We start from the raw sequence: 22447 nt of genomic DNA on the forward strand, positions 1-22447 counted from the left end.
GGGCTTCGGGGAACCGCCCGGCGCACCGCCGGCCCCCGCTCCCCGCCAGTACCCGGTCCTCAAACGCCGGACGGCTGAAAAGCAAACCCCGGCTGAGCGCAGGAGACGGCCCACCGGGGTAGACGACCCAGTCAGTCAGGGTCGACGGCCCGCACAGCGGGGTCGACGCCCCACACGGCGGGGTCCACGCCCCGCACGGCGGAGTTGACGGCCCGCCCAGCCGGGGCCGACGGCCCGTACGGCGAGGTCGATGACCCGCCCAGCCAGGGTCGATGACCCGTCCCGCGGAGGTCGATGATCCGCCCAGCCGGGACCGGACGCCCCCAGCCGGGACCGGACGCCCCCGACCTGGACCGGATGTTCCCGACCTGGACTGGATATCCCCTCGGCCAGGGTCGGATGCCCCCGCCCGGGGTCGAATGTCCCCCCGCCCGGGGGCGGGGGCTGCGGCAGGGGCGGGGACGGGGGCGGGGTGGGGTGTTGGCCTGGACGTAGAGCGTGATTTGTGGCGCTAAAGGAAGCCAAAACTGTCGAACGTAGGGGTCAGGGCGCCTAAATCATGCAGTCCAGGCCAACACCCCACCCCGCCCCCGGCACCGCCCCACCCCACGCAGCAAGCCCAGCGCCCAGGCCAACCCCAGCCCCGCCGGCGTTTGAGGCGCAGGGGTCCGGGGACAGAGTCCCCGGCAGCGGTGCCGCGGATTTCGGGGGATCGGGGGCACCCCGAGAGGCCCCCGCGCAGCCGCCCCCACCGCCAAACCCAGCGGCGCGTTCTGGCACTCCGCTTGACCGAGTGCTAATCCCCGGAATAGTCTCGCGTCTGGCACTCGCCCCTGGTGAGTGCCAACACGGCGACAGACGGATCCGGCACCCGCGACGACGGATCGACCTGGTCGCCACCTCAGACAATTAACCCCGGATCTCCGAAGCGGAAGGTCAGATCGTGACGACCACCAGCTCCAAGGTTGCCATCAAGCCGCTCGAGGACCGCATTGTGGTCCAGCCGCTCGACGCCGAGCAGACCACGGCCTCTGGCCTGGTCATCCCGGACACCGCGAAGGAGAAGCCCCAGGAGGGCGTCGTCCTCGCCGTGGGTCCGGGTCGCTTCGAGGACGGCCAGCGTCTCCCGCTGGACGTCACCGTCGGCGACGTCGTCCTGTACTCCAAGTACGGCGGCACCGAAGTGAAGTACAACGGCGAGGAGTACCTCGTCCTCTCGGCCCGCGACGTGCTCGCGATCGTCGAGAAGTAATCACTTCTCCAGTTTTGCTTTGAGCTACGCCCCTGGTCACCCCTGCTGATGCCGGGCGGCGAGGGGCGTAGTTCGTTCTAGACAGGCGGTCGCGGTGAGCGGCCGGGGATAGCAACGAGAGGGCTGAACCGCTCCCATGCCGAAGATTCTCAAGTTTGACGAGGACGCCCGTCGCGCCCTTGAGCGTGGCGTCAACAAGCTTGCCGACACCGTCAAGGTGACGATCGGTCCCAAGGGCCGCAACGTCGTCATCGACAAGAAGTTCGGCGCTCCCACCATCACGAACGACGGTGTCACCATCGCGCGTGAGGTCGAGCTCGACGACCCGTACGAGAACCTTGGCGCGCAGCTCGTCAAGGAGGTCGCGACCAAGACCAACGACGTCGCGGGTGACGGCACCACCACCGCCACCGTCCTGGCGCAGGCGCTGGTCCGCGAGGGTCTGCGCAACGTCGCCGCGGGTGCTTCCCCGGCCGCCCTGAAGAAGGGCATCGACGCCGCGGTCAAGGCCGTGTCCGAGGAGCTCCTCGCGACCGCCCGTCCGATCGAGGACAAGTCCGACATCGCCGCCGTGGCCGCGCTCTCCGCGCAGGACCAGCAGGTCGGTGACCTCATCGCCGAGGCGATGGACAAGGTCGGCAAGGACGGTGTCATCACCGTCGAGGAGTCCAACGCCTTCGGCCTGGAGCTCGAGTTCACCGAGGGCATGGCCTTCGACAAGGGCTACCTGTCCCCGTACATGGTCTCCGACCAGGAGCGTATGGAGGCCATCCTCGATGACCCGTACATCCTGATCAACCAGGGCAAGATCTCCTCCATCCAGGACCTCCTGCCGCTGCTCGAGAAGGTCATCCAGGCCGGCGCCTCCAAGCCGCTCCTGATCATCGCCGAGGACGTCGAGGGCGAGGCGCTCTCCACCCTCGTCGTCAACAAGATCCGTGGCACCTTCAACGCCGTCGCCGTCAAGGCGCCCGGCTTCGGTGACCGCCGCAAGGCGATGCTCCAGGACATGGCCACCCTCACCGGTGCCACCGTCATCGCCGAGGAGGTCGGCCTCAAGCTCGACCAGGCCGGTCTGGACGTACTGGGCTCCGCCCGCCGCGTCACGATCTCCAAGGACAGCACCACCATCGTCGACGGTGGCGGCTCTTCCGACGAGGTCCTCGGCCGCGTCAACCAGATCAAGGCCGAGATCGAGTCCACCGACTCGGACTGGGACCGCGAGAAGCTGCAGGAGCGCCTGGCGAAGCTCGCCGGCGGCGTCTGCGTCATCAAGGTCGGCGCCGCCACCGAGGTGGAGCTCAAGGAGAAGAAGCACCGTCTCGAGGACGCCATCTCGGCGACCCGCGCCGCGGTCGAGGAGGGCATCGTCTCCGGCGGTGGCTCCGCTCTCGTCCACGCCGTGAAGGTGCTCGAGGGCAACCTCGGCCTGTCGGGCGACGAGGCCACCGGTGTCGCGGTCGTGCGCCGCGCCGCCGTCGAGCCGCTGCGCTGGATCGCGGAGAACGCCGGCCTCGAGGGCTACGTCATCACCGCGAAGGTCGCCGAGCTCGAGAAGGGCCAGGGCTTCAACGCCGCCACCGGCGAGTACGGCGACCTGGTCAAGGCCGGCGTCATCGACCCGGTCAAGGTCACCCGCTCCGCCCTGGAGAACGCCGCTTCCATCGCGTCGCTGCTGCTCACGACCGAGACCCTGGTCGTCGAGAAGCCGGCCGACGACGAGGGCGACGCCGGTCACGGCCACGGTGGCCACGGCCACAGCCACTGACCTCGTCAGTAAGCACGGGTAGAAACGGAAAGGCCCCGGTCACCGCTGCCAAGCGGTGGTGACCGGGGCCTTTTCGTCTTCGTGTGCGATCAGGGCATCGTCCGCTAGCCGGGCATCATGCCCATCTGGCGCATCAGGCCCGGGGCGTCGTAGTACCACCAGTCCTCGGCGATCTGGCCGTCCTCGATCCGGCAGGTCGTACAGCCCGACATGGTGAATTCCCGGCCGGTCGGCGCGACCCCCATGAACTCGCCCGTGTGGGTGCCCTTCCAGTCCCACAGCGTGGTGACGCAGTCGCCTTCGGCGATCTGCCGCGTCATGTCCATGCTCATGTCGAAGGCGTCCCGCCACATGCCGACGGTCTTGCGGACGCCCTCGCGGCCGTTGCCCTCGCCGGCGCTGTCCATGATGTCGTGGCTGATGTAGTCCGCCGCGACGCACTCCTCGACGACGTCGAAATTGCCCTTGCCCACGACCTCTTCGAAGAAGCGGTTCACGACGAGCTTGTTGAGGTACTCGTCCCGGACCACGTCGAGGTTCATGAACTTCGGCATTCCGTCGATGAGTGCCACCATCTCCTGGAACATCCGGTCGGTTTCCGGGAGTTGAGAGTTCCTCATGGCCTCTTCGTACGAGGGGAATTCGACGAGGTCCACATAGTGGGTCTTGGAGTCGCGGTCCCTGCCGATGAGCGTGTGGGTGACCGTGCGCTTGCCGGCGGTCTGCTCGGCATAGCGGTCGATGAGACTGTTCATCTCGTCGAAGCGCTTGGTCTCATAATCGATCACTTGTACGAATGTCATCGCGTCGCCTCCCGCGCTGGATGGGACACATCCAGTCTAGGGAGATTTCACCCATATGCCGCGTTTACTCACAGGTCACCACCACGGGCCCATCGCTTACTGGGGGCCGTACTTGCGTCCCGTACGCGAGGACACCCCGCCGAGCAGGCCCCGCGGCGCCACCTTCACCAGACCCATCAGGGCCTTGTACCGCGGGTCCGGGATCGACACCGTCTTGCCCCGCGCCAGATCGGCCAGGGCCGCCGCCACCAGCTTGTCGGCGTCGAGCCACATCCAGCCGGGGATGTTGTCCGTGCCCATGCCGGCCCGCTCGTGGAACTCGGTGCGCACGAAGCCCGGGCACAGCGCCATCAGCCGTACGCCCGAGCCGGCCAGGTCCTTCGCCGCGCCCTGGGTGAACTGCACGACCCAGGCCTTGCTCGCCCCGTAGGTGCCGCGCGGCAGGAAGGCGGCCACCGAGGCCACGTTGATCACGCCGCCGCGCCCGCGCGAGCGCATCGGCTCCACGGCCGCCGAGGTCAGCCGCAGCACGGCCTCGATGTGGACCTTCAGCATGGTCAGCTCGTCGGCCATGGAGACTTCGAGGTAGCGGCCCTTGTTGCCGAAGCCCGCGTTGTTGACCAGCAGGTCCACCGGGTGCTTGCGGTCGGCGAGGCGTTCCTCGACGGCCGTGATGCCCTCCTCGGTGGAGAGATCGGCGGCCAGCACCTCGGCCTCGATCCCGTGCCGGTCGTGCAGCTCCGTGGCCTGCTCGCCGAGCCGCTTGGTGTCCCGGGCCACCAGGACGAGGTTGTGCCCCTGGGCGGCGAGCCGCCGGGCGAAGGCGGCGCCGATGCCCGCCGTGGATCCCGTAATCAACGCAGTCGTCATACGCGCAACCTAGCCGTCCTGGTTCCCGTACTTCTCCACATGGGCCAGTGCCTTGTCCCGGGCCTCCGGCTCCAGGGCGTCGCCCGCCGCCAGCGTGCGCGGCAGCAGGTCCCGCTCGGTGGTGAAGGCACGGAACCAGAACTCCACCGTCACCTCGTGGTCCGGGCGGTGCACGACCTCGATGGTGTCGCCGGGGGAGACCGATCCCTCCCGCAGGACCCGCAGGTAGGCGCCCGGCCGGGCCTCCTGGGTGAACCGCTTGACCCAGGACTTCTCGCCGAGCATCCCCTGGAAGGTGCGGCACGGGATGCGGGCCGAGGCCACCTCCAGGAGCAGGTCGGGGCCCACCTGCCAGCGCTCGCCGAGCAGCGCGCCGTTCACGTCGAGGCCGGCGGTGGTGAAGTTCTCGCCGAAGATCCCGCCGGGCAGTTCGCGGCCGAGTTCGAGCTCCCACCACTCCAGGTCCTCGCGGGCGTACGCGTACACGGCCTGGTGGTCCCCGCCGTGATGGCGCAGATGGCAGACGTCGTCCCCTTCGACGCCGCTCGCGCCGACGCCCTTGGGGCCCGGCGCGAAGACCCGTACGGGGCCAGGCGCGGGGATCTTGCCGTGACCGGTCAGCCCGTCCGGGGCGTCGGTGTAGTCGACGGCCGTCGCGCGGCCGAGGTTCACGGAGATCAGATGCATGCCACCAAGCTAGCCGAATGGCCTCAAAGGCGGCCGGGGATTATTCGCGCCGACATCAAAGTGCCCCTTATGCTCGAAGGGTGATCGAGGCACGTCATCTCCGAGTTCTGCGCGCTGTCGCCGGAACCGGGTCCTTCTCCGCCGCCGCCCGCGAGCTCGGCTGCACGCAGCCGGCCGTCTCCCAGCAGATGAAGGCGCTGGAACAGTCCGCCGGCACCCCGCTGCTGATCCGCACCGGGCGCGAAATGCGCCTCACCCAGGCCGGTGAGGCGCTGGTCCGGCACGCCGCGGGGATCCTCGCCGGGCTGACGGCCGCGGAGGAGGAGGTCGCGGCCATCGCCGGGCTGCGGGCCGGCCGGGTCCGGCTGGTCTCCTTCCCCAGCGGCAGTTCCACGCTGGTGCCGACCGCGCTCGCGGCGATGCGGGCCGAGCATCCGGGGACCCGGATCTCGCTGGTCGAGGCGGAGCCGCCGCGCTCGGTGGAGATGCTGCGCGAGGGCGACTGCGATCTCGCGCTGGCCTTCCGCTACGGCGGCGCCTCCGGATCGGCGTCCGAGTGGGAGGACCTCGTGGTCCGGCCGCTGCTGACCGACCGGCTCGTCGGACTGGTTCCCGAGGGGCACCGGCTGGCGGGGGCGGAGCGGGTGGGCATGGCGGAGCTGGCCGACGAGCCCTGGATCGCGGGCTGTCCGCGCTGCCGCCGCCATCTGGTGGAGGTGTGCGAGGCCGCGGGGTTCACCCCGCGCATCGACTTCGCCACCGACGACTACCCGGCCGTGGTCGGCCTGGTCGGGGCCGGGCTCGGGGTCGCGGTGCTGCCGGAGCTCGCGGTGGAGTCCGTACGGGCCAAGGGCGTGAGCACCCTCGTCGTGGAACCGGCCGTCGAGCGGGAGGTCGTCGCCCTGACCCTGCCCGACCTGGCGCGGGTCCCGGCGGTGGCCGCGACCCTGACCCAGCTGGAGCGGGCCGCCCGGCGCTGACGGTCCGGGGCGGACCGCCGGGGGGCGACGGCCGGGCGCAGACGGCCCGGTGCCGATGGGCCGGGTGGCCCGACGGGGCCGCCACGCGAAGGACCGTACGGCGGTACGGCCGGTCGGGTGGCAGCCCGGTCGGATACGCGACACGCCGGGGCGTGCCGGTGATGCGTGGTGCCGATGGGATCGAGGAAACGTTCCTTCGGGCGTTTCGGGTGGATCCCGGTCAGTGCGGAGCGATCGGCGTGCTCGGTCCGATGGCGGTCGTCGCCGGGATCAGGCGATGGCGGGCGCGGCCCATCAGTTCTTCGCGTTCGTCCTCGGTGAGGCCGCCCCACACCCCGTAGGGCTCGCGGACGGCGAGTGCGTGCGCGGCGCATTCAGAACGCACCGGGCATCGCATGCAGACCTCTTTAGCCGAGGTCTCGCGCGCGCTCCTGGCCGCGCCCCGCTCGCCTTCCGGGTGGAAGAAGAGGGAGCTGTCGACCCCGCGGCAGGCAGCCAGCAGCTGCCAGTCCCAGAGGTCGGCGTTCGGTCCGGGGAGGCGGGAGAAATCTGCCATTGGTAGTCCTCTTGGTGCCGGTACTGAGGCGGATACGGTCCATGTCTCCACACCTACTGTCGTAGTAGATGTAAATATGACTCATGGGCGAATCTAGCCTCAGACATGTGCCAAACGGAAGGAAAGCCGCCAAATAGGGCATACCGTCATCTGGAGGACACGCGGTGAGTGGCTCCTGCCTCGTGTTCGCTTCCTCACGTAGAGTGCCGAAGGTGTCCGTCCGACCCGTAACTCTTTCGAGTGACCATCGTTGAGAGTGCGAAGGCGGTTGAACCAAGAAGTTCTCGGACAGGTGTCCGGGGGCATCGACCGCACAGGTGACGATACGTACCAGCCTGGAGGCTCAAGGTGACGCGCATCAGCAGCTGCGGAGGGCGGTCATGACATCCGTCCTCGTCTGCGACGACTCCCCGCTTGCCCGAGAGGCGCTCCGTCGCGCGGTTGCCACCGTGCCCGGCGTCGAGCGTGTGACGACGGCTGCCAACGGCGAGGAAGTCCTCCGCCGCTGGGGTGCCGACCGATCCGACCTGATTCTGATGGATGTCCGGATGCCCGGGCTCGGCGGTGTGGAGACGGTTCGCCGGCTGCTCTCGGCCGACCCCGGCGCCCGCATCATCATGCTGACGGTCGCCGAGGACCTGGACGGCGTGGCCCTCGCGGTCGCCGCCGGCGCCCGGGGCTATCTGCACAAGGACGCCTCGCGCGCCGAACTGCGGGCCACGGTCACCCAGGCACTCGCCGACCCGACCTGGAGGCTGGCCCCGCGCCGGCTCCGCTCGGCCGAGATGGGCGCCGCGCCCACGCTCACCGCGCGCGAGATCCAGGTGCTGGAGGGCATGAGCCACGGCCGGTCCAATGCGGAGATCGGGCGCGAGCTCTTCCTCTCCGAAGACACGGTCAAGACCCATGCCCGCCGGCTGTTCAAGAAGCTGGGCGCGTCCGACCGGGCGCACGCCGTGGCACTCGGGTTCCGCTGGGGCCTGGTCCGCTGACCGCGCGACCGCCGGCCCTCACCGGCCGGCGGTGCCGCGGGCGGGCCGGCCCGCCCGGGTCCCGCAGGACCGGCCGCCCCCGGGGAACCTCCCGCGGTCCCGGCCGCCCTCCGCAATCTCCCGCGGTCCGATCCGCCGCACCCTGGTGCGCGCCGGGGATTGACGGTGCACAATCCGGGGGACGTGTCGCTTCGGGCGCGATGCCGCATGCTTGAGGGTGTGGCGCATCCTGGAGATGTCGCCGCGGGGACGATTCGGCCGAGCGGGAGGGGAGGGGCCAGAGCATGAGTTCCGGTGCACCCACCCCGCACAATCCGTCGACGCATAACGCTTCGACGCACAACACGGGCCGCAGTGCCGCGAATGCCCCGGCACCAAGGCACCATGGATTGATGCGCGACGACGAGGCCCCGGGGGCACCCGCCACCACAGGTGGCGGCGGCGCCTCCCGCAACAGCGGCGACGGCACCGTCAGCGCGCTCGTACGCCGTGCGGTGGAAGGCGACGAGCAGGCCACCCACGATCTGCTCGCCTTCGTGCACCCCCTGGCCATCCGCTACTGCCGCTCCCGCCTGTCGCGACTTCCGGGTGACGCTCGTCACTTCGTGGAGGACCTGGCGCAGGAGGTCTGCGTCGCCGTCCTGATGGCCCTGCCGCGCTACCGCGACACCGGCCGCCCCTTCGAGGCCTTCGTCTTCGCCATCGCCGCGCACAAGGTCGCCGATCTCCAGCGGGCCGCGATGCGCCATCCGGGCAGTACGGCCGTGCCTTCCGACGAGATGCCGGAACGGCCCGACGACTCCCTGGGTCCGGAGGAGCGCGCGCTGCTGAGCAGCGACGCCGCCTGGGCCAAGAAGCTGCTCGCCAACCTTCCGGAGAACCAGCGCGAGCTCCTCGTGCTGCGCGTGGCCGTCGGGCTGACCGCCGAGGAGACCGGGCAGATGCTCGGAATGTCCCCCGGGGCGGTGCGCGTCGCCCAGCACCGGGCGCTGAGCCGGCTCCGTGCGCTCGCCGAGCAGTAGGCCGTACGGGGTTTTTCTCGTAGGAAACTACGAACCTTGGCCTTGATCTTGGTGGTGGAATGAGAGGCGTCGCGATCCCGTTAGCATGGACATCCGCGCTGAGCAAGACCATCTTGGAAGGTGTCATGACTGTGAACGGCAGCGACTCGACTGGGATGCCCGACAAATTCGCCACGCTCGGCCTCACCTATGACGATGTGCTGCTGCTCCCCGGGTCGTCGGACATGTCCCCGGACGCCATCGACACCTCCTCGCTCATCTCCCGCAACGTCCGCGTGAACGTCCCGCTGCTCTCCGCCGCCATGGACAAGGTCACCGAGGCCCGGATGGCCATCGCGATGGCCCGCCAGGGCGGCGTCGGCGTTCTGCACCGCAACCTCTCCATCGCCGACCAGGCCAACCAGGTCGACCTGGTCAAGCGCTCCGAGTCCGGCATGGTCACCGACCCGATCACGGTCCACCCCGACGCGACCCTGGGCGAGGCCGACGAGCTCTGCGCGAAGTTCCGCATCTCCGGCGTCCCGGTCACCGACCCGGCGGGCAAGCTGCTCGGCATCGTCACCAACCGCGACATGGCCTTCGAGTCGGACCGCAGCCGCCAGGTGCGCGAGGTCATGACCCCGATGCCGCTGGTCACGGGCAAGGTGGGCATCTCCGGCGTGGACGCCATGGAGCTGCTGCGCCGCCACAAGATCGAGAAGCTGCCGCTCGTCGACGAGGCCGGCCTCCTCAAGGGCCTCATCACGGTCAAGGACTTCGTCAAGGCCGAGAAGTACCCGAACGCCGCCAAGGACAAGGACGGCCGCCTGCTCGTCGGCGCGGCCGTCGGTGTCGCGGGCGATGCGTACGAGCGGGCCCAGGCCCTGATCGAGGCGGGCGCCGACTTCATCGTCGTCGACACCGCCCACGGCCACTCCCGCCTCGTCGGCGACATGGTCTCCAAGATCAAGTCGAACTCGACGGTCGACGTCATCGGCGGCAACATCGCCACCCGCGACGGCGCCCAGGCCCTCATCGACGCCGGCTGCGACGGCATCAAGGTCGGCGTCGGCCCCGGCTCCATCTGTACCACCCGCGTCGTCGCCGGCATCGGCGTCCCGCAGGTCACCGCGATCTACGAAGCCGCGCTCGCCGCCAAGGCGGCCGGCGTGCCGGTCATCGGCGACGGCGGCCTCCAGTACTCCGGCGACATCGCCAAGGCGCTCGTCGCCGGCGCCGACACCGTGATGCTCGGCTCGCTGCTCGCGGGCTGCGAGGAGTCCCCGGGCGAGCTGCTGTTCATCAACGGCAAGCAGTTCAAGTCGTACCGCGGCATGGGATCGCTCGGCGCGATGCAGTCCCGCGGCGACCGCAAGTCCTTCTCCAAGGACCGCTACTTCCAGGAGGGCGTGGGCGGCGACGACAAGCTCATCCCCGAGGGCATCGAGGGCCAGGTCCCGTACCGCGGCCCGCTCTCCGCGGTGGTGCACCAGCTCGTCGGCGGTCTGCGCCAGTCGATGTTCTACGTCGGCGGCCGCACGGTGCCGGAGCTCCAGGACCGGGGCCGCTTCGTGCGGATCACCTCGGCGGGGCTCAAGGAGAGCCACCCGCACGACATCCAGATGACGGTCGAGGCCCCGAACTACAGCCGCAAGGGCTGATCGGAGCAGTAGCTCAGCAGTACCGGAGGGGCGGGCCCGCGCGGGTCCGCCCCTCCGGCGTGCCCGGTGCGTGCGTCCGTACAGCGGTCACCGGAACGCGACGCGCCGGGGTTCGGGGATACTGGACGGGCAGACCCACAGGAAAGGCCACCACACGTGACTGAGATCGAGATCGGGCGCGGCAAGCGCGGCCGCCGGGCGTACGCGTTCGATGACATCGCCATCGTCCCCAGCCGCCGTACCCGGGACCCGAAGGAGGTCTCGATCGCCTGGCAGATCGACGCCTACCGCTTCGAGCTCCCCTTCCTGGCCGCCCCCATGGACTCGGTCGTCTCCCCGCAGACCGCCATCCGTATCGGCGAGCTCGGCGGCCTCGGCGTGCTGAACCTCGAAGGCCTGTGGACCCGGTACGAGGACCCGCAGCCGCTGCTCGACGAGATCGCGGAGCTGGACGAGGAGACCGCCACCCGCCGTCTCCAGGAGATCTACTCCGCTCCCATCCAGGCGGACCTGATCCGTCAGCGCATCAAGGAGGTGCGCGACTCCGGTGTCGTCACCGCCGCCGCGCTCTCCCCGCAGCGCACGGCCGAGTTCTCCAAGGCCGTCGTCGACGCGGGCGTGGACATCTTCGTGATCCGCGGCACCACCGTGTCGGCGGAGCACGTCTCCGGCGCCGCCGAGCCGCTGAACCTCAAGCAGTTCATCTACGAGCTCGACGTCCCGGTCATCGTGGGCGGCTGCGCCACCTACACCGCGGCCCTGCACCTGATGCGGACCGGCGCCGCCGGTGTCCTCGTCGGCTTCGGCGGCGGCGCCGCGCACACCACGCGCAACGTGCTGGGCATCCAGGTCCCGATGGCCACCGCCGTCGCCGACGTGGCCGCGGCCCGCCGCGACTACATGGACGAGTCCGGCGGCCGCTACGTGCACGTCATCGCCGACGGCGGCGTGGGCTGGTCCGGCGACATCCCGAAGGCCGTCGCCTGCGGCGCCGACGCCGTGATGATGGGCTCCCCGCTGGCCCGTGCCACGGACGCGCCCGGCAAGGGCTTCCACTGGGGCATGGAGGCCGTCCACGAGGACGTGCCGCGCGGCAAGAAGGTCGACCTCGGCACGGTCGGCACCACCGAGGAGATCCTCACCGGCCCGTCGCACTCCCCGGACGGCTCGATGAACATCTTCGGCGCGCTGCGCCGCTCGATGGCCACCACCGGCTACAGCGAGCTCAAGGAGTTCCAGCGGGTCGAGGTCACCATCGCGGACTCGCAGCACAGCCGCTGACGGTTCTTCCGTACGCGTGCCGGAGGGCCGGCGCCCCACAGGGGGCGCCGGCCCTCCGGCACGTCCGGTGTCCGGTCCCGGGGGTCTCGGCGACCACCAGGGAGGCCAGGATGCGGTCGCCCTCCCGGAAGGCGGCAGGAATTGCTCCGCCGGGGGAGCGGCTACTTCCTGCCCGAGTTCCGGAGCCTCAGACAGATGGCCCAGGGGATCAGGGAAGCGCCCGCGACTAGCAGCCACCTGAACAGGAACCAGGCGTTGTCCGAGGCGATCCGCCCGTGCTCGTCGCCCATGACCAGGCCGAGGAACAGCGTGGACGCTCCGATGATCAGGCCCGGGAGGCCGAGCACCCACAGCAGGACGGTGAACCACGGGGCGGGCGCCGGGGCCGTAGTGGTCGGGGCGGTGCGCGGGACCCGGGCCGGGGTGCGGGGCGGCATCGCGAGGACCACGGAGGGCGGGACGCCCGCGTCGAGCGGGGCCAGCTCGGCCGCGGTGATCCCGAAGCGGGTCGGCTCGACGGTGAGGGTGAACCCGTCGTGGCCGACCAGGTGGCGGGCGCCGTCCGGGTAGGCCTGCACCAGCGAGCACTCGGCGTAGCGGACGGTGATCCGGCCGGCCGGGCCGGCCAGCCCCACCCCCTCGGTGCCCACGGTGAGTACCGTGCCGGGATCGTCCAGGGCCGGGTGGGCCCGCCCCGCGACCCCCTGCGCGGACCCGGTGGGCGCGGCCGCGAGCCCGGCCCCGTCCATGCTCCCGCGGGGCGCCCGCAGCAGGGCGGCTGCCCACAGGGCGCGCGCGACCTCGTGCAGCTCCTCCGCGCCGACCGCCTCGATCTCGGCCCGCTCCTCGGCGACCGTGCGGTGGGGGCGGCCCAGCAGCAGGTCCGCGGCCCGGTCCGGAAGCCGGGCCGCGGCGAGCCCGGGGGCGTCGAGCCGCGCGAGCGCGGAGGCCCGTACGGCTTCCAGGGCGGACGGGTCGACGCGGCCGGCGCGGAGCTTCGCGAGGACGTCCGCGAAGGCGCCGGCCATCGCCTCATGGTGCTGCGGGAGCGCCTCGGCGTGGGCGACGACGGTCGCGGAGCGGGCGTCGCGCGGCAGGTACCGCGCGGTCGCCGTGTAGGCGTACCCGCCGTCCTGGTGCAGTTCCCGCAGCAGCTCCCGGCCGAGGACCCCGGTCAGCAGGCTCGCGGCCGTGGAGCGCGGCAGTACGGAGGTCAGCGTGACCGAGCCCGCGTCGCCCGGGAACCGGGCGGGCAGCGCGGGCAGGGCCGAGGCGGGCTCGGGCGCGGGGTGCCGGCCGCCGGCGGGCAGGGCGAGGTCGAGGCCCTCAGGGACGGTGTCGCCCGTGATCCACAGGACGGCGTTCCCGGTCGTGAAACGGGTACGGGCCCAGTCCCGCACCTGCTCCGCCGTGAGGTGCGGGAGCCCGACCTCGGCGTAGCCGGTGAGCCCGTGGGAGCGGGAACCGTAGCGCCACTGCGCGGAGCGGCCGAGGTGGTCGGGGGAGCGGTCCGCGGGCGCGGTGCGCAGGATCTCCTTCGCGGTCTCCAGCCCTTCCACGGGGAGGTCGCGCAGCGCGGCACAGACACCGTTCAGGTGGGCCGCCACTTCGGCGGGGGACCCGGTGATCCGGAACAGGGTGAACGTCGAGGCGGGCGCGGACCCGTCCTCGCCGGACGGGTCGCCCGGGCCGAGCCGGTGCAGGGCGAGGCGGCGGACGAGTCGGGTGATGCCGCTCGTGGCGAGGGTCTCGTCGGCGCGGCCGACCCGGAAGAGCAGCCCGGCGGTGACCGGCCCGGGCTGGTGGGCGAGGAGCACGGGGACTCCGTCGACGGTGCTCTCGGTGATCATGCTGCTCCTCGGCCCGTGCGGGGGCCATCGTGGGGTGGGGCGGCTCGTGGCCGGCGCGGCTCGTGCGGCCGGTGCGGCTCGTGTCGGGGTATCGGCGGGCTCCGGGGCGGTTCCACCGGATCAGGCCCGGCTGCGCTCCCGGCGGCGCACCTGGGCGACGCACAGGGCGGAAGAGTCCGCGCTCACGAGGGCGGCGGCCTTGACCGGCCGCCAGTCCTGGTCGCCCGCGGGGATGGACCGACTGCTCGGGCGCGTGCGCGTGGAAAGCGAACGCGCACGTCAGGACGGCCAGGGCGGCGGTGAGGGTGACGCCGTGGGCGCGGGCGCTGTTGCACAGGTCCCGGCCGAGCCGGATCAGCCGCTCGGCGAGCAGGCTCCGCACGAGCGGGTCCCCGGGGGCGCCCGCCATGGCCCCGTGGAGGAACGCCTCGGCGTTGTGCAGTGCGCCGACGACCCGGTTGGCGATGCCGTGGTCGTCCTCGTCGCCGAGCGCGGCGAAGGCCGCGGCGACGGCGTCCCGGTCCTGGCGGTGGACGCGGGCGCGCGGGTCGGCGAGGGCGGGGATGCGGTCGGCGGGCTCGTACACGGGCCGGCCGCGCGGGGGGCGAGCGGACACGCGGGGACCACATGACCGGCGGTCGCGCGGGCGACAGGGATGTGGGCCCGGGGGCCCGACGGGCCTCGATCACGGGACCGGGGGGTCGGGAAGGGTGCGGCCCGTACCCACCCCCGTACCCGGTCCGGTGGTCCGGGCGTGGATACGGGGCAGGGGAGTGAGGGGCTGCCTCAGTCGCCGATCTTCTTGGCGGAGCCGTATCCGGTGAAGGCGCCGAGGGCCAGGAAGAGGACGCTCTTGATGTCCGCCTGCTCATTCCAGATGTCGATCAGGCCGGAGACGCCGAGCGAGCTCAGCACCTCGCCCAGGCCGACTCCGGCGGCCCCGGCGACCGCGAGCGCGTAGAAGAACAGCTCGCCCAGGAATACGGAGACGACCGCGAGGACCGCGCCGACGACCGGCAGGACCGGGTTGCGGCCGCCGATCTTGCCCGCGGCGAAGCCGACCAGGGCGCCGACGCCGACCGCGGCGTAGCCGATCTCGCGGTCGATGGCGTTCATGATGCCGCCGTACGCCGCGGCGGCGGCCAGCGCCGCGACGAACGCGGCGAGGATGCCGAGGCCCAGGTTGGCGGGGCGGGCCGGGGCCGGGGCCGGGGCCGGGGCCAGGAACGAGGCGCCGCTCTGGGCCGGGAACGGAGCCGGGGCCGGGGCCAGGAAGTCGGCGCCGGACGGGCCCGGGGCCGGGGCGGCGGAGTGGGGCGTGGCGTCGGGCGCGGGCGGCTGGAACTGCTGGCTCATGGAGAAATCCCCCCCAGGGATGTGGGCACACGGGACCCGCACGGCTGACGTGGGGGTGTATGCGCGAGATAAGTCGCCGCAGGCTAGCAGCAGGCTGTGACATCCGTGGAGGGGTTTCGGGGCGGGCGGGCCCTGCGTGCCGGTCAGCGCCTACAGGCGGTGTGCGGCGCCCACCGGGCTGGCGCCGCGGGTGTCCAGGAGCAACTGGGCCTTCACCGCCAGGCCTTGCAGATCGTAGGTGCGGTGGTGCTGGAGCAGGATCGTCAGATCGGCGTTGGCGGCGGCCTCGTACAACGATTCGGCGCGGGGGACGGGCTGGTCCCTGACGCGCCATCCGGCGATGTACGGGTCGTGGTAGCTGATCAGCGCGCCGAGGTCGAGGAGCCGGCTGGCGATCTCGCGCGCCGGGGAGCCCTCCTGGTCGGCCAGGTCCGGTTTGTAGGTGACGCCCAGGAGGAGGACGCGGGCGCCGCGCGCGGACTTGCCGTGCTCGTTGAGGAGGGTGGCGCTGCGCTGGATGACGTACTGCGGCATCCGGTCGTTGATCTCCTGCGCCAGGCCGACCATGCGCAGGGGGTGGCCCGGGGTGCGGGTGGTGTGGGGGAGGTAGTTGGGGTCGAGGGGGACTCCGTGGCCGCCGACTCCGGGGCCGGGGCGGAAGGCCTGGAACCCGTACGGCTTGGTCTCGGCGCACCGGATGACGTCCCACAGGTCCACGCCGAGGTCGTGGCAGAGCACGGCCATCTCGTTCATGAGGGCGATGTTGACGTGCCGGTAGTTGGTTTCCAGGAGCTGGACCGTCTCGGCCTCGCGCAGGCCGCGGGCGCGGACCACCTTCTCGGTGAGGCGGGCGTAGAAGGCGTGCGCGGACTCGGTGCAGGCGGGGGTGAGGCCGCCGATGACCTTGGGGGTGTTGGCGATGCCGTGCGTGCGGTTGCCGGGGTCGAGGCGGCTGGGGGAGTAGGCCAGGTGGAAGTCCCGGCCGGCGCGCAGGCGGGAGCCCGATTCGAGGATCGGGCGCAGGTAGTCCTCGGTGACGCCGGGGTGGGCCGCCGATTCGAGGATGACGGTGGTGTGCGGGCGCAGCCGGGCGGCGAGCGTGCGGCCCGCTTCGCCGACGGCCGACAGGTCGAGTGCGCGGTCGGCGCCGAGCTGGGTCGGGGCGCAGATGACGGCCGTGCGGACCCGTCCGAGTTCGGCGGGGTTGGTGGTGACCCGGAAGCCGGCCGCCGACATGCGGCGGATCTCCGCGGCGGTGAGGGTGGAGTCCGTCGCCGGACCGCTGTCGTAGCCGACCGTCTCGATCCCGGCGGCCACGGCTGCCTGGGCGAGCGGGAGGCCGAGATGGCCGAGTCCGATGACGGCGAGATCTGCGGGCATGGGGGTGCCGTCCCTTCCCTTCCCTGACATGCATGAGGGGGCGGAGCGCGCAACTCCTGTGGCGGAGGAAAGCTGGCGCAATGTCAGACTAGGCGTATATATGACAGATATGTCGTATTCAGGGGTCTTGGTCGGCTCCGTGTTATCCACAGCCGGTGGCTGATGTGGGTGCGGCCGGTGAGAATCATGAACGGGCGATGTGAGCGGGGTCACCCACGACGGGTGGGACGACCGCACAGGACGGACGGGGCGACCCGCGTCAACGGGAGGCAGGCAGCCGTGATGACTGGGACTGGGACTGAAACTGGGGCAGGGACCGGGTCGGGATCGGGATCGGGGATGGGCGCCGGGATGGGGGGCCGCGGCGGGCGGGCCATGCTGGGGCCCGGGCAGCGGGCCGAGGCGCTCGCCGGAATGGCCGAGCGGGAGCTGGACGTCCTGGTGGTCGGGGCCGGAGTGGTGGGCGCGGGCACCGCCCTCGACGCCGTGACCAGGGGGCTTGCGACCGGGCTCGTGGAGGCCAGGGACTGGGCTTCGGGCACCTCCAGCCGTTCCAGCAAGCTCATTCACGGCGGGCTCAGATACCTGGAGATGCTCGACTTCGCCCTCGTGCGGGAGGCGCTCAAGGAGCGCGGCCTGCTGCTGGGGCGGCTCGCCCCGCACCTGGTGAAGCCGGTGCCGTTCCTCTACCCCTTGCAGCACAAGGGCTGGGAGCGGTTCTATGCCGGTTCGGGCGTCGCGCTGTACGACGCCATGTCGCTCTCCAGCGGCCACGGGCGCGGGCTGCCGACGCACCGCCACCTCTCGCGCAAGCGCGCCCTGCGGATCGCGCCCGCGCTGCGCAAGGACGCGCTGGTGGGCGCCCTGCAGTACTACGACGCCCAGATGGACGACGCGCGTTACGTGGCGACCCTGGTCCGGACGGCCGCCGCGTACGGCGCGCAGTGCGCCAACCGGGCGAGGGTCGTCGGCTTCCTGCGGGAGGGCGAGCGGGTCGTCGGGGCGCGGGTGCAGGACGTGGAGGGCGGCGGGGAGTACGAGATCCGGGCGAAGCAGATCGTGAACGCCACGGGGGTGTGGACGGACGACACCCAGGCGCTGATCGCGGAGCGCGGCCAGTTCCACGTACGGGCCTCCAAGGGCATCCACCTCGTCGTCCCCAAGGACCGGATCCACTCCTCGACCGGACTGATCCTGCGGACCGAGAAGTCGGTGCTCTTCGTCATCCCGTGGGGCCGGCACTGGATCGTGGGCACCACGGACACCGACTGGGACCTGGACAAGGCGCACCCGGCGGCGTCGAGCGCGGACATCGACTACCTGCTGGAGCACGTGAACTCGGTGCTGGCGGTCCCGCTCACCCGGGACGACGTCCAGGGGGTCTACGCCGGCCTGCGGCCGCTGCTGGCCGGCGAGTCGGACGCGACGAGCAAGCTCTCGCGCGAACACACGGTGGCGCACCCCGTGCCGGGGCTGGTGGTGGTCGCCGGCGGCAAGTACACGACGTACCGGGTGATGGCCAAGGACGCGGTGGACGAGGCGGTGCACGGCCTCGACCAGCGGGTCGCGCCGTGCGTGACGGAGGACGTGCCGCTGGTCGGCGCCGAGGGGTACCGGGCCCTGTGGAACGGCCGGGCGCGGATCGCCGCCCGGACGGGGCTCCATGTGGTCCGGGTGGAGCACCTCTTGAACCGCTACGGCTCGCTGACGGAGGAACTCCTGGCCCTGATCGCGGAGGACCCCACGCTCGGGGAGCCGCTGACGGGCGCCGACGACTACCTCCGCGCCGAAGTGGTCTACGCGGCCTCGCACGAGGGGGCGCGGCACCTGGACGACGTGCTGACCCGGCGGACGCGGATCTCGATCGAGACCTTCGACCGGGGGACGCGATCGGCGCGCGAGTGTGCGGAGTTGATGGCTCCGGTCCTGGGCTGGGACGAGCAGCAGATCGAGAAGGAAGTGGAACACTACGAGAAGAGGGTGCAGGCGGAACGGGAATCGCAGCGGCAGCCGGACGATCAGACCGCGGACGCGGCGAGGCTGGGGGCGCCGGACATCGTGCCGTTGTAACTCCGTCACTTCGCGGGCGGAACCGTGGACCCGGGGCTCCCGTCCGTTGCGGAGTAAGGGACAATGAGGGTTCTGCCGGGGCGGGTTACCGGGCACCCCGGCCGCTGCCAGGGCAACCGGAGCAGGCGGCACGAACGCAGAGGGGACGCATGTCGAAGCCGGAGCACACCGAGTCGCCGGAGCCGTCTGTCGGGACGGGATCGCCGGTGCCTCCGGCTGCACCCCCGACGGAGCCGAAGTCTCCGGCGGAGCCGCCCGCGGCGGGAGCCGCGAAGCGGGCTGCCGCGGCGAAGCCCGCTGCGAAGCCCGCCGTGAAGGCTGCCGGGACGGGGGCCGCGAAGCGCGCTGCCGCGGCGAAGCCTGCCGCGGCCGCCGTGCCCCCGGCCGCGCCCGAAACCGCCGGGGCGGCCGAACCGGAGGACGCGAAGCCGGGCGCTGCCGCGGCGGAGCCGGCGTCGGAGCCGGAGCCGAAGCCGAAGGCGGCGTCGCGGAAGCCGGAGCTGCGGAAGCCCGCCGCGGCGAAGGCCGCCGGTGGAGCCGAGCCCGAGGATGCGAAGCCTGCTGGTCTGAAGGCGGAGCCCGAGGATGCGAAGCCTGCCGGGGTGAAGGCGGAGCGCGAGGACGCGAAGCCTGCCGAGGTCGAGGACGCGAAGCCTGCTGGTGTGAAGGCCGGGCCCGAGGATGCGAAGCCTGCTGGTGTGAGCGCCGGGTCCGAGGATGCGAAGCCTGCCGGGGTGAAGGCTGAGCTGCGGAAGGGTGCCGTCGTGCGTGCGGACGGTGGGGGCGAGGACGTGAAGCCCGCCGCCGTGAGCAAGGCCGACGAGGTGGCCGCCGCGGTGAAGGCCGCCGCGGCCAAGGCGGAGGAGGGCCCCCACGACGAGGGCCGGCTGCTCGCGGGCCGGTACCGGCTCGGGGACGTCCTCGGCAAGGGCGGCATGGGCACCGTCTGGCGCGCCGAGGACGAGACTCTCGGCCGCACTGTCGCCGTCAAGGAACTCCGCTTCGGCAGCGGTGTCGACGACGACGAGAAGCGCCGCCTGATCACCCGCACCCTGCGCGAGGCGAAGGCCATCGCCCGGATCCGCAGCGGTGGCGCGGTGACCGTCTTCGACGTCGTCGACGAGGACGGCCGGCCGTGGATCGTCATGGAACTCATCGAGGGCCCCTCCCTCGCGGAGTTCATCCGCGAGAGCGGCCCGCTGACCCCCCGCCGCGCCGCGGAAGTCGGCCTCGCCGTGCTCGACGTGCTCCGTGCCGCCCACCGCCAGGGCATCCTGCACCGGGACGTGAAGCCCTCCAACGTGCTCCTCGCCGACCGCGGCAACGGCCGCGTGGTCCTCACCGACTTCGGCATCGCCCAGGTGGAGGGCGACCCCTCCGTCACCTCCACCGGCATGCTCGTCGGCGCGCCCTCGTACATCTCGCCCGAGCGGGCCCGCGGCCAGCGGCCCGGCCCGCCGGCCGACATGTGGTCGCTCGGCGGTCTGCTGTACGCCGCGGTCGAGGGGGTTCCCCCGTACGACAAGGGGTCGGCCCTCGCGACGCTCACCGCCGTGATGACCGAGCCCGTGGAACCGCCCAAGAACGCGGGCCCGCTGACCGAGGTCATCTACGGCCTCCTCGTCAAGGACCCCGCCCACCGGCTCGACGACGACCGCGCGCGGGCGCTGCTCACCGCCGTGATCGAAGCGCCCGAGCCCCCGGCCCCCGTAGCCGTCACGAATGCCGAGGAGACCCGGCAGATATCCCTGGCCGAGGCCCGGGACGCCGCCGAGCAGGCTGCCGCCGACAGGGCGGCCAAGGCCGCGGAGAAGGCGGAGAAGAAGGAACGCGAGCGCCGCGAGCGCGAGCAGCGCGAGCGCGCCCGCGCCGCGTTGAAGTCGGCCCGCAAGGCAGCGGCCGCCGCCTCGGCCGCCACGGCTGCGGCCGCGACCGCGGCCGAGTCGCCGGCGCCGCGCCCGGCGCCCGTCGCCGCCCCGCTCACCGACGTCCTGCCGCGCCGCACCATCGCGCTCGCGATAGCCGGCGTGGTCATGGCGCTCGCCGTCATCGGCTCGATCGTCGCGTACGCCGTCAGCGGCGACGACGACAAGGGCGGTTCCCCGAAGGACGGCAAGGGCGGCAGCAAGGCCGCCGCGTCGAGCCCCGCACCCGGTTCGTCCACCCCGCCCCCGGCTTCGCCCTCGCCCTCCCCCTCGCCGAAGACCGGCGAGGGTTCCGGCGGCGGGGCCGCGTCCCCGGACCCGGGCCAGTCGAACGGTTCGGGCACCAACCCCGGCCAGGGACAGGGCTCCACGCCCGGAGGCGCCCTGCCCGGGCTCCCGCCCGGGTACGCCCAGGTCAACGACCCCGGCTTCCACTTCGCGATGGGCCTGCCCGAGGGCTTCAAGCAGACCGGCGTGGTGGGCAAGAGCTCCGGCGTCATCTACAGCCGCGACGGCGGTTTCCCGCGCGTCCAGATCGACTTCAACAGCTCGCCGAAGGAAGACGCCCGCGCCGCCTGGCTGGAACTGGCTCCGGCCGTGGCGGGCAGCAGCAGCAACTACAAGCTGCTGCACCTCGAGAAGGTCGAGTACCGCGGGTACCCGACCGTCGCGGACTGGGAGTTCGAGCGGGACCAGAAGGGCGTGCGGGTCCGGGTGCTCGACCGCGGGTTCAGGATGGACGCGACGCACGGCTACGCCATCATGATCAGCTGCCTCGCCGACCAGTGGGACGCGGCGGAGTGCACGGAACTGCGCACCACGGCGTTCGGCACCTTCCAGCCGCTGGGCTGACGCCGGTTCGGACCGGGCCGGGGTCAGCCTCGCCAGGGCCGGGACGCGGGCGCCCTGGGCGTCGTATCGTGTCAGCGGGGCCTGGGGGACGGGCCCGAAGCTCTCGGGGGAGGCGATGTGGAGGACTACGCGGGCCGGATCCTGGCCGAGCGCTACCGTCTGCCGTTGCCGCCGTCCGATGCCTACGAGCTGATCGAGACCCGGGCCTTCGACACGCGGAGCGGCCAGGAAGTACTCGTACGGCAGATTCCGTTGCCGGAGGTCGTCGACGCGGAGCTGCTCGACGGCTCGCGCGGCGCTCCGCCCATCGCCGGGGGACGGCGGCTTCCGCACGGTGAACTGCCCGCCGTGCGCAGGGCGATCGAGGCCGCGCAGGCGGCGGCGTCCGTGCCGGACCATCCGCGGCTGGACCAGGTCTTCGACGTGTTCGCGGAGGGCGGGTCGCTCTGGATCGTGAGCGAACTCGTCCCGGCCAGACCGCTGGCGGCGCTGATCGCCGACGAACCGCTGAGCCCGTACCGGGCGGCGGAGGTGGCGGCGGACGTGCTGACCGCCCTGCGGGTGCTGCACGCGCACGGGTGGACGCACCGCAACATCACCATGCGGACGGTACTGATCTGCGAGGACGGGCGGGTCGTCCTGACGGGTCTGGCGGCGGGGGCGGCGGAGGACGCCCTGTGCGGCTACGACCCGGTCCCGCCGCAGGACGGTACGGACCCCTCCGCCTTGCCCTGGCCGGGCGGTGAACCCGCGCCGTGGCCGGGAGGCGCACCGGGCCTCGCGGAGGGCCGGCCGGAGAGCGGCGGCGGATACGCGGACGGGTACGGCCGCGCCGCTCTGGCCGGGCCGGGAGCGGACACGGTGTACGGCGGCGCAGCCCCGGCCGGGCCCGGAACGGGCGCGGGGTACGGCGGCGGTTCCCAGGGCGGGTCCTGGGGTGGGACGGCGGCGGACGCCGGGTACGGACAGGGGTTCGGGCAGGAGTCCGGGCCCGGTGCGGGGGCGGTCGGCGGGCAGCGGGGCGGGGAGCCCGGCGAGCGGTACGACGACCTGTACGGGGACGGGGGCGGGGACGGTTACGGGCGCGGGGGGCGGAGCGCGCCGGCCCGGGCGGCGGGGGGGGGGGGGGCCGCCCCGCCCCCACCCCCCGACCCCGCTTTCCC

At 72.3% G+C, this 22447-nt stretch carries 18 protein-coding genes; 11 read left to right on the forward strand and 7 right to left on the reverse strand.

Annotated elements, in window-relative coordinates; all coding sequences use genetic code 11:
* The first annotated feature begins 943 nt into the window (after nt 1-943).
* Nucleotides 944-1252 (forward strand): co-chaperone GroES, encoded by a 309-nt coding sequence (gene groES, locus ACFWNV_RS27270; protein ID WP_008739621.1) that lies wholly within the window; start codon nt 944-946, stop codon nt 1250-1252.
* 136 nt (nt 1253-1388) lie between these two features.
* Complete coding sequence (groL, locus tag ACFWNV_RS27275; protein WP_327254515.1) at nt 1389-3020, forward strand: chaperonin GroEL; 1632 nt, start codon at nt 1389-1391, stop codon at nt 3018-3020.
* A 104-nt stretch (nt 3021-3124) separates the two neighbouring features.
* Here the strand turns inward: groL and ACFWNV_RS27280 are convergent, their stop codons facing one another.
* From ACFWNV_RS27280 to ACFWNV_RS27290, 3 genes are all read right to left on the reverse strand, one after another.
* Entirely contained in the window at nt 3125-3808 is a 684-nt protein-coding gene (locus tag ACFWNV_RS27280) for an ester cyclase (RefSeq protein ID WP_383952108.1), read from the reverse strand.
* A 111-nt stretch (nt 3809-3919) separates the two neighbouring features.
* A complete protein-coding gene (locus tag ACFWNV_RS27285) occupies nt 3920-4693 on the reverse strand; it encodes an SDR family NAD(P)-dependent oxidoreductase (RefSeq protein WP_383952110.1) in 774 nt (257 codons plus the stop codon).
* Between the two features lie 9 nt (nt 4694-4702).
* Nucleotides 4703-5380: an MOSC domain-containing protein gene (locus tag ACFWNV_RS27290; RefSeq protein ID WP_383952112.1), complete on the reverse strand. Its 678-nt coding sequence runs from the start codon at nt 5378-5380 to the stop codon at nt 4703-4705.
* Nucleotides 5381-5460: 80 nt separating this feature from the next.
* On the opposite strand from ACFWNV_RS27290, the gene ACFWNV_RS27295 reads away from it, so the two are divergent.
* Nucleotides 5461-6360 (forward strand): LysR family transcriptional regulator, encoded by a 900-nt coding sequence (locus tag ACFWNV_RS27295; RefSeq protein WP_383952114.1) that lies wholly within the window; start codon nt 5461-5463, stop codon nt 6358-6360.
* 220 nt (nt 6361-6580) lie between these two features.
* On the opposite strand, the gene ACFWNV_RS27300 is transcribed toward ACFWNV_RS27295, so the two are convergent.
* Nucleotides 6581-6916 carry a WhiB family transcriptional regulator gene (locus ACFWNV_RS27300; protein WP_250744119.1) on the reverse strand — a complete coding sequence of 112 codons (336 nt, stop codon included), beginning with the start codon at nt 6914-6916 and terminating at the stop codon, nt 6581-6583.
* A 380-nt stretch (nt 6917-7296) separates the two neighbouring features.
* Here ACFWNV_RS27300 and ACFWNV_RS27305 point away from each other — a divergent pair, with 380 nt between their 5' ends.
* The 4 genes from ACFWNV_RS27305 (at nt 7297) to ACFWNV_RS27320 (ending at nt 11851) form a co-directional block, all read left to right on the forward strand.
* A complete protein-coding gene (locus tag ACFWNV_RS27305; RefSeq protein WP_003948568.1) occupies nt 7297-7908 on the forward strand; it encodes a response regulator transcription factor in 612 nt (203 codons plus the stop codon).
* 392 nt (nt 7909-8300) lie between these two features.
* Nucleotides 8301-8930, forward strand: a complete 630-nt coding sequence (locus tag ACFWNV_RS27310) for a sigma-70 family RNA polymerase sigma factor (RefSeq protein ID WP_383952116.1) — start codon at nt 8301-8303, stop codon at nt 8928-8930.
* Nucleotides 8931-9055: 125 nt separating this feature from the next.
* On the forward strand, nt 9056-10570 hold the full coding sequence (gene guaB, locus ACFWNV_RS27315; protein ID WP_327305054.1) for an IMP dehydrogenase: 1515 nt from the start codon (nt 9056-9058) through the stop codon (nt 10568-10570).
* A gap of 156 nt (nt 10571-10726) precedes the next feature.
* The gene (locus tag ACFWNV_RS27320) at nt 10727-11851 is read left to right on the forward strand and encodes a GuaB3 family IMP dehydrogenase-related protein (RefSeq protein WP_383952118.1); all 1125 of its coding nucleotides are present in this window, start codon (nt 10727-10729) and stop codon (nt 11849-11851) included.
* Nucleotides 11852-12012: 161 nt separating this feature from the next.
* On the opposite strand, the gene ACFWNV_RS27325 is transcribed toward ACFWNV_RS27320, so the two are convergent.
* On the reverse strand, nt 12013-13701 hold the full coding sequence (locus ACFWNV_RS27325; protein WP_383952120.1) for a M16 family metallopeptidase: 1689 nt from the start codon (nt 13699-13701) through the stop codon (nt 12013-12015).
* A gap of 199 nt (nt 13702-13900) precedes the next feature.
* Between ACFWNV_RS27325 and ACFWNV_RS27330 the strand changes: the two genes are divergently transcribed.
* Nucleotides 13901-14332, forward strand: coding sequence for a hypothetical protein (locus ACFWNV_RS27330; protein ID WP_383952122.1), 432 nt, complete (start codon nt 13901-13903; stop codon nt 14330-14332).
* Between the two features lie 155 nt (nt 14333-14487).
* Here ACFWNV_RS27330 and ACFWNV_RS27335 read toward each other — a convergent pair whose 3' ends face one another.
* On the reverse strand, nt 14488-15057 hold the full coding sequence (locus ACFWNV_RS27335; RefSeq protein ID WP_383952124.1) for a hypothetical protein: 570 nt from the start codon (nt 15055-15057) through the stop codon (nt 14488-14490).
* A gap of 150 nt (nt 15058-15207) precedes the next feature.
* Entirely contained in the window at nt 15208-16437 is a 1230-nt protein-coding gene (locus tag ACFWNV_RS27340; protein ID WP_383952126.1) for a nucleotide sugar dehydrogenase, read from the reverse strand.
* A gap of 339 nt (nt 16438-16776) precedes the next feature.
* Between ACFWNV_RS27340 and ACFWNV_RS27345 the strand changes: the two genes are divergently transcribed.
* The 3 genes from ACFWNV_RS27345 to ACFWNV_RS27355 all read left to right on the forward strand — a co-directional run.
* Nucleotides 16777-18507: a glycerol-3-phosphate dehydrogenase/oxidase gene (locus tag ACFWNV_RS27345; protein ID WP_383952128.1), complete on the forward strand. Its 1731-nt coding sequence runs from the start codon at nt 16777-16779 to the stop codon at nt 18505-18507.
* Between the two features lie 311 nt (nt 18508-18818).
* The gene (locus tag ACFWNV_RS27350) at nt 18819-21284 is read left to right on the forward strand and encodes a protein kinase (protein WP_383952130.1); all 2466 of its coding nucleotides are present in this window, start codon (nt 18819-18821) and stop codon (nt 21282-21284) included.
* A 117-nt stretch (nt 21285-21401) separates the two neighbouring features.
* Nucleotides 21402-22447 (forward strand): protein kinase (locus ACFWNV_RS27355; protein ID WP_383952132.1); only part of this gene is annotated, 1046 nt, incomplete at its 3' end.

This window comes from Streptomyces sp. NPDC058401 (assembly GCF_042722885.1).
Classification (GTDB): Bacteria; Actinomycetota; Actinomycetes; order Streptomycetales; family Streptomycetaceae; genus Streptomyces.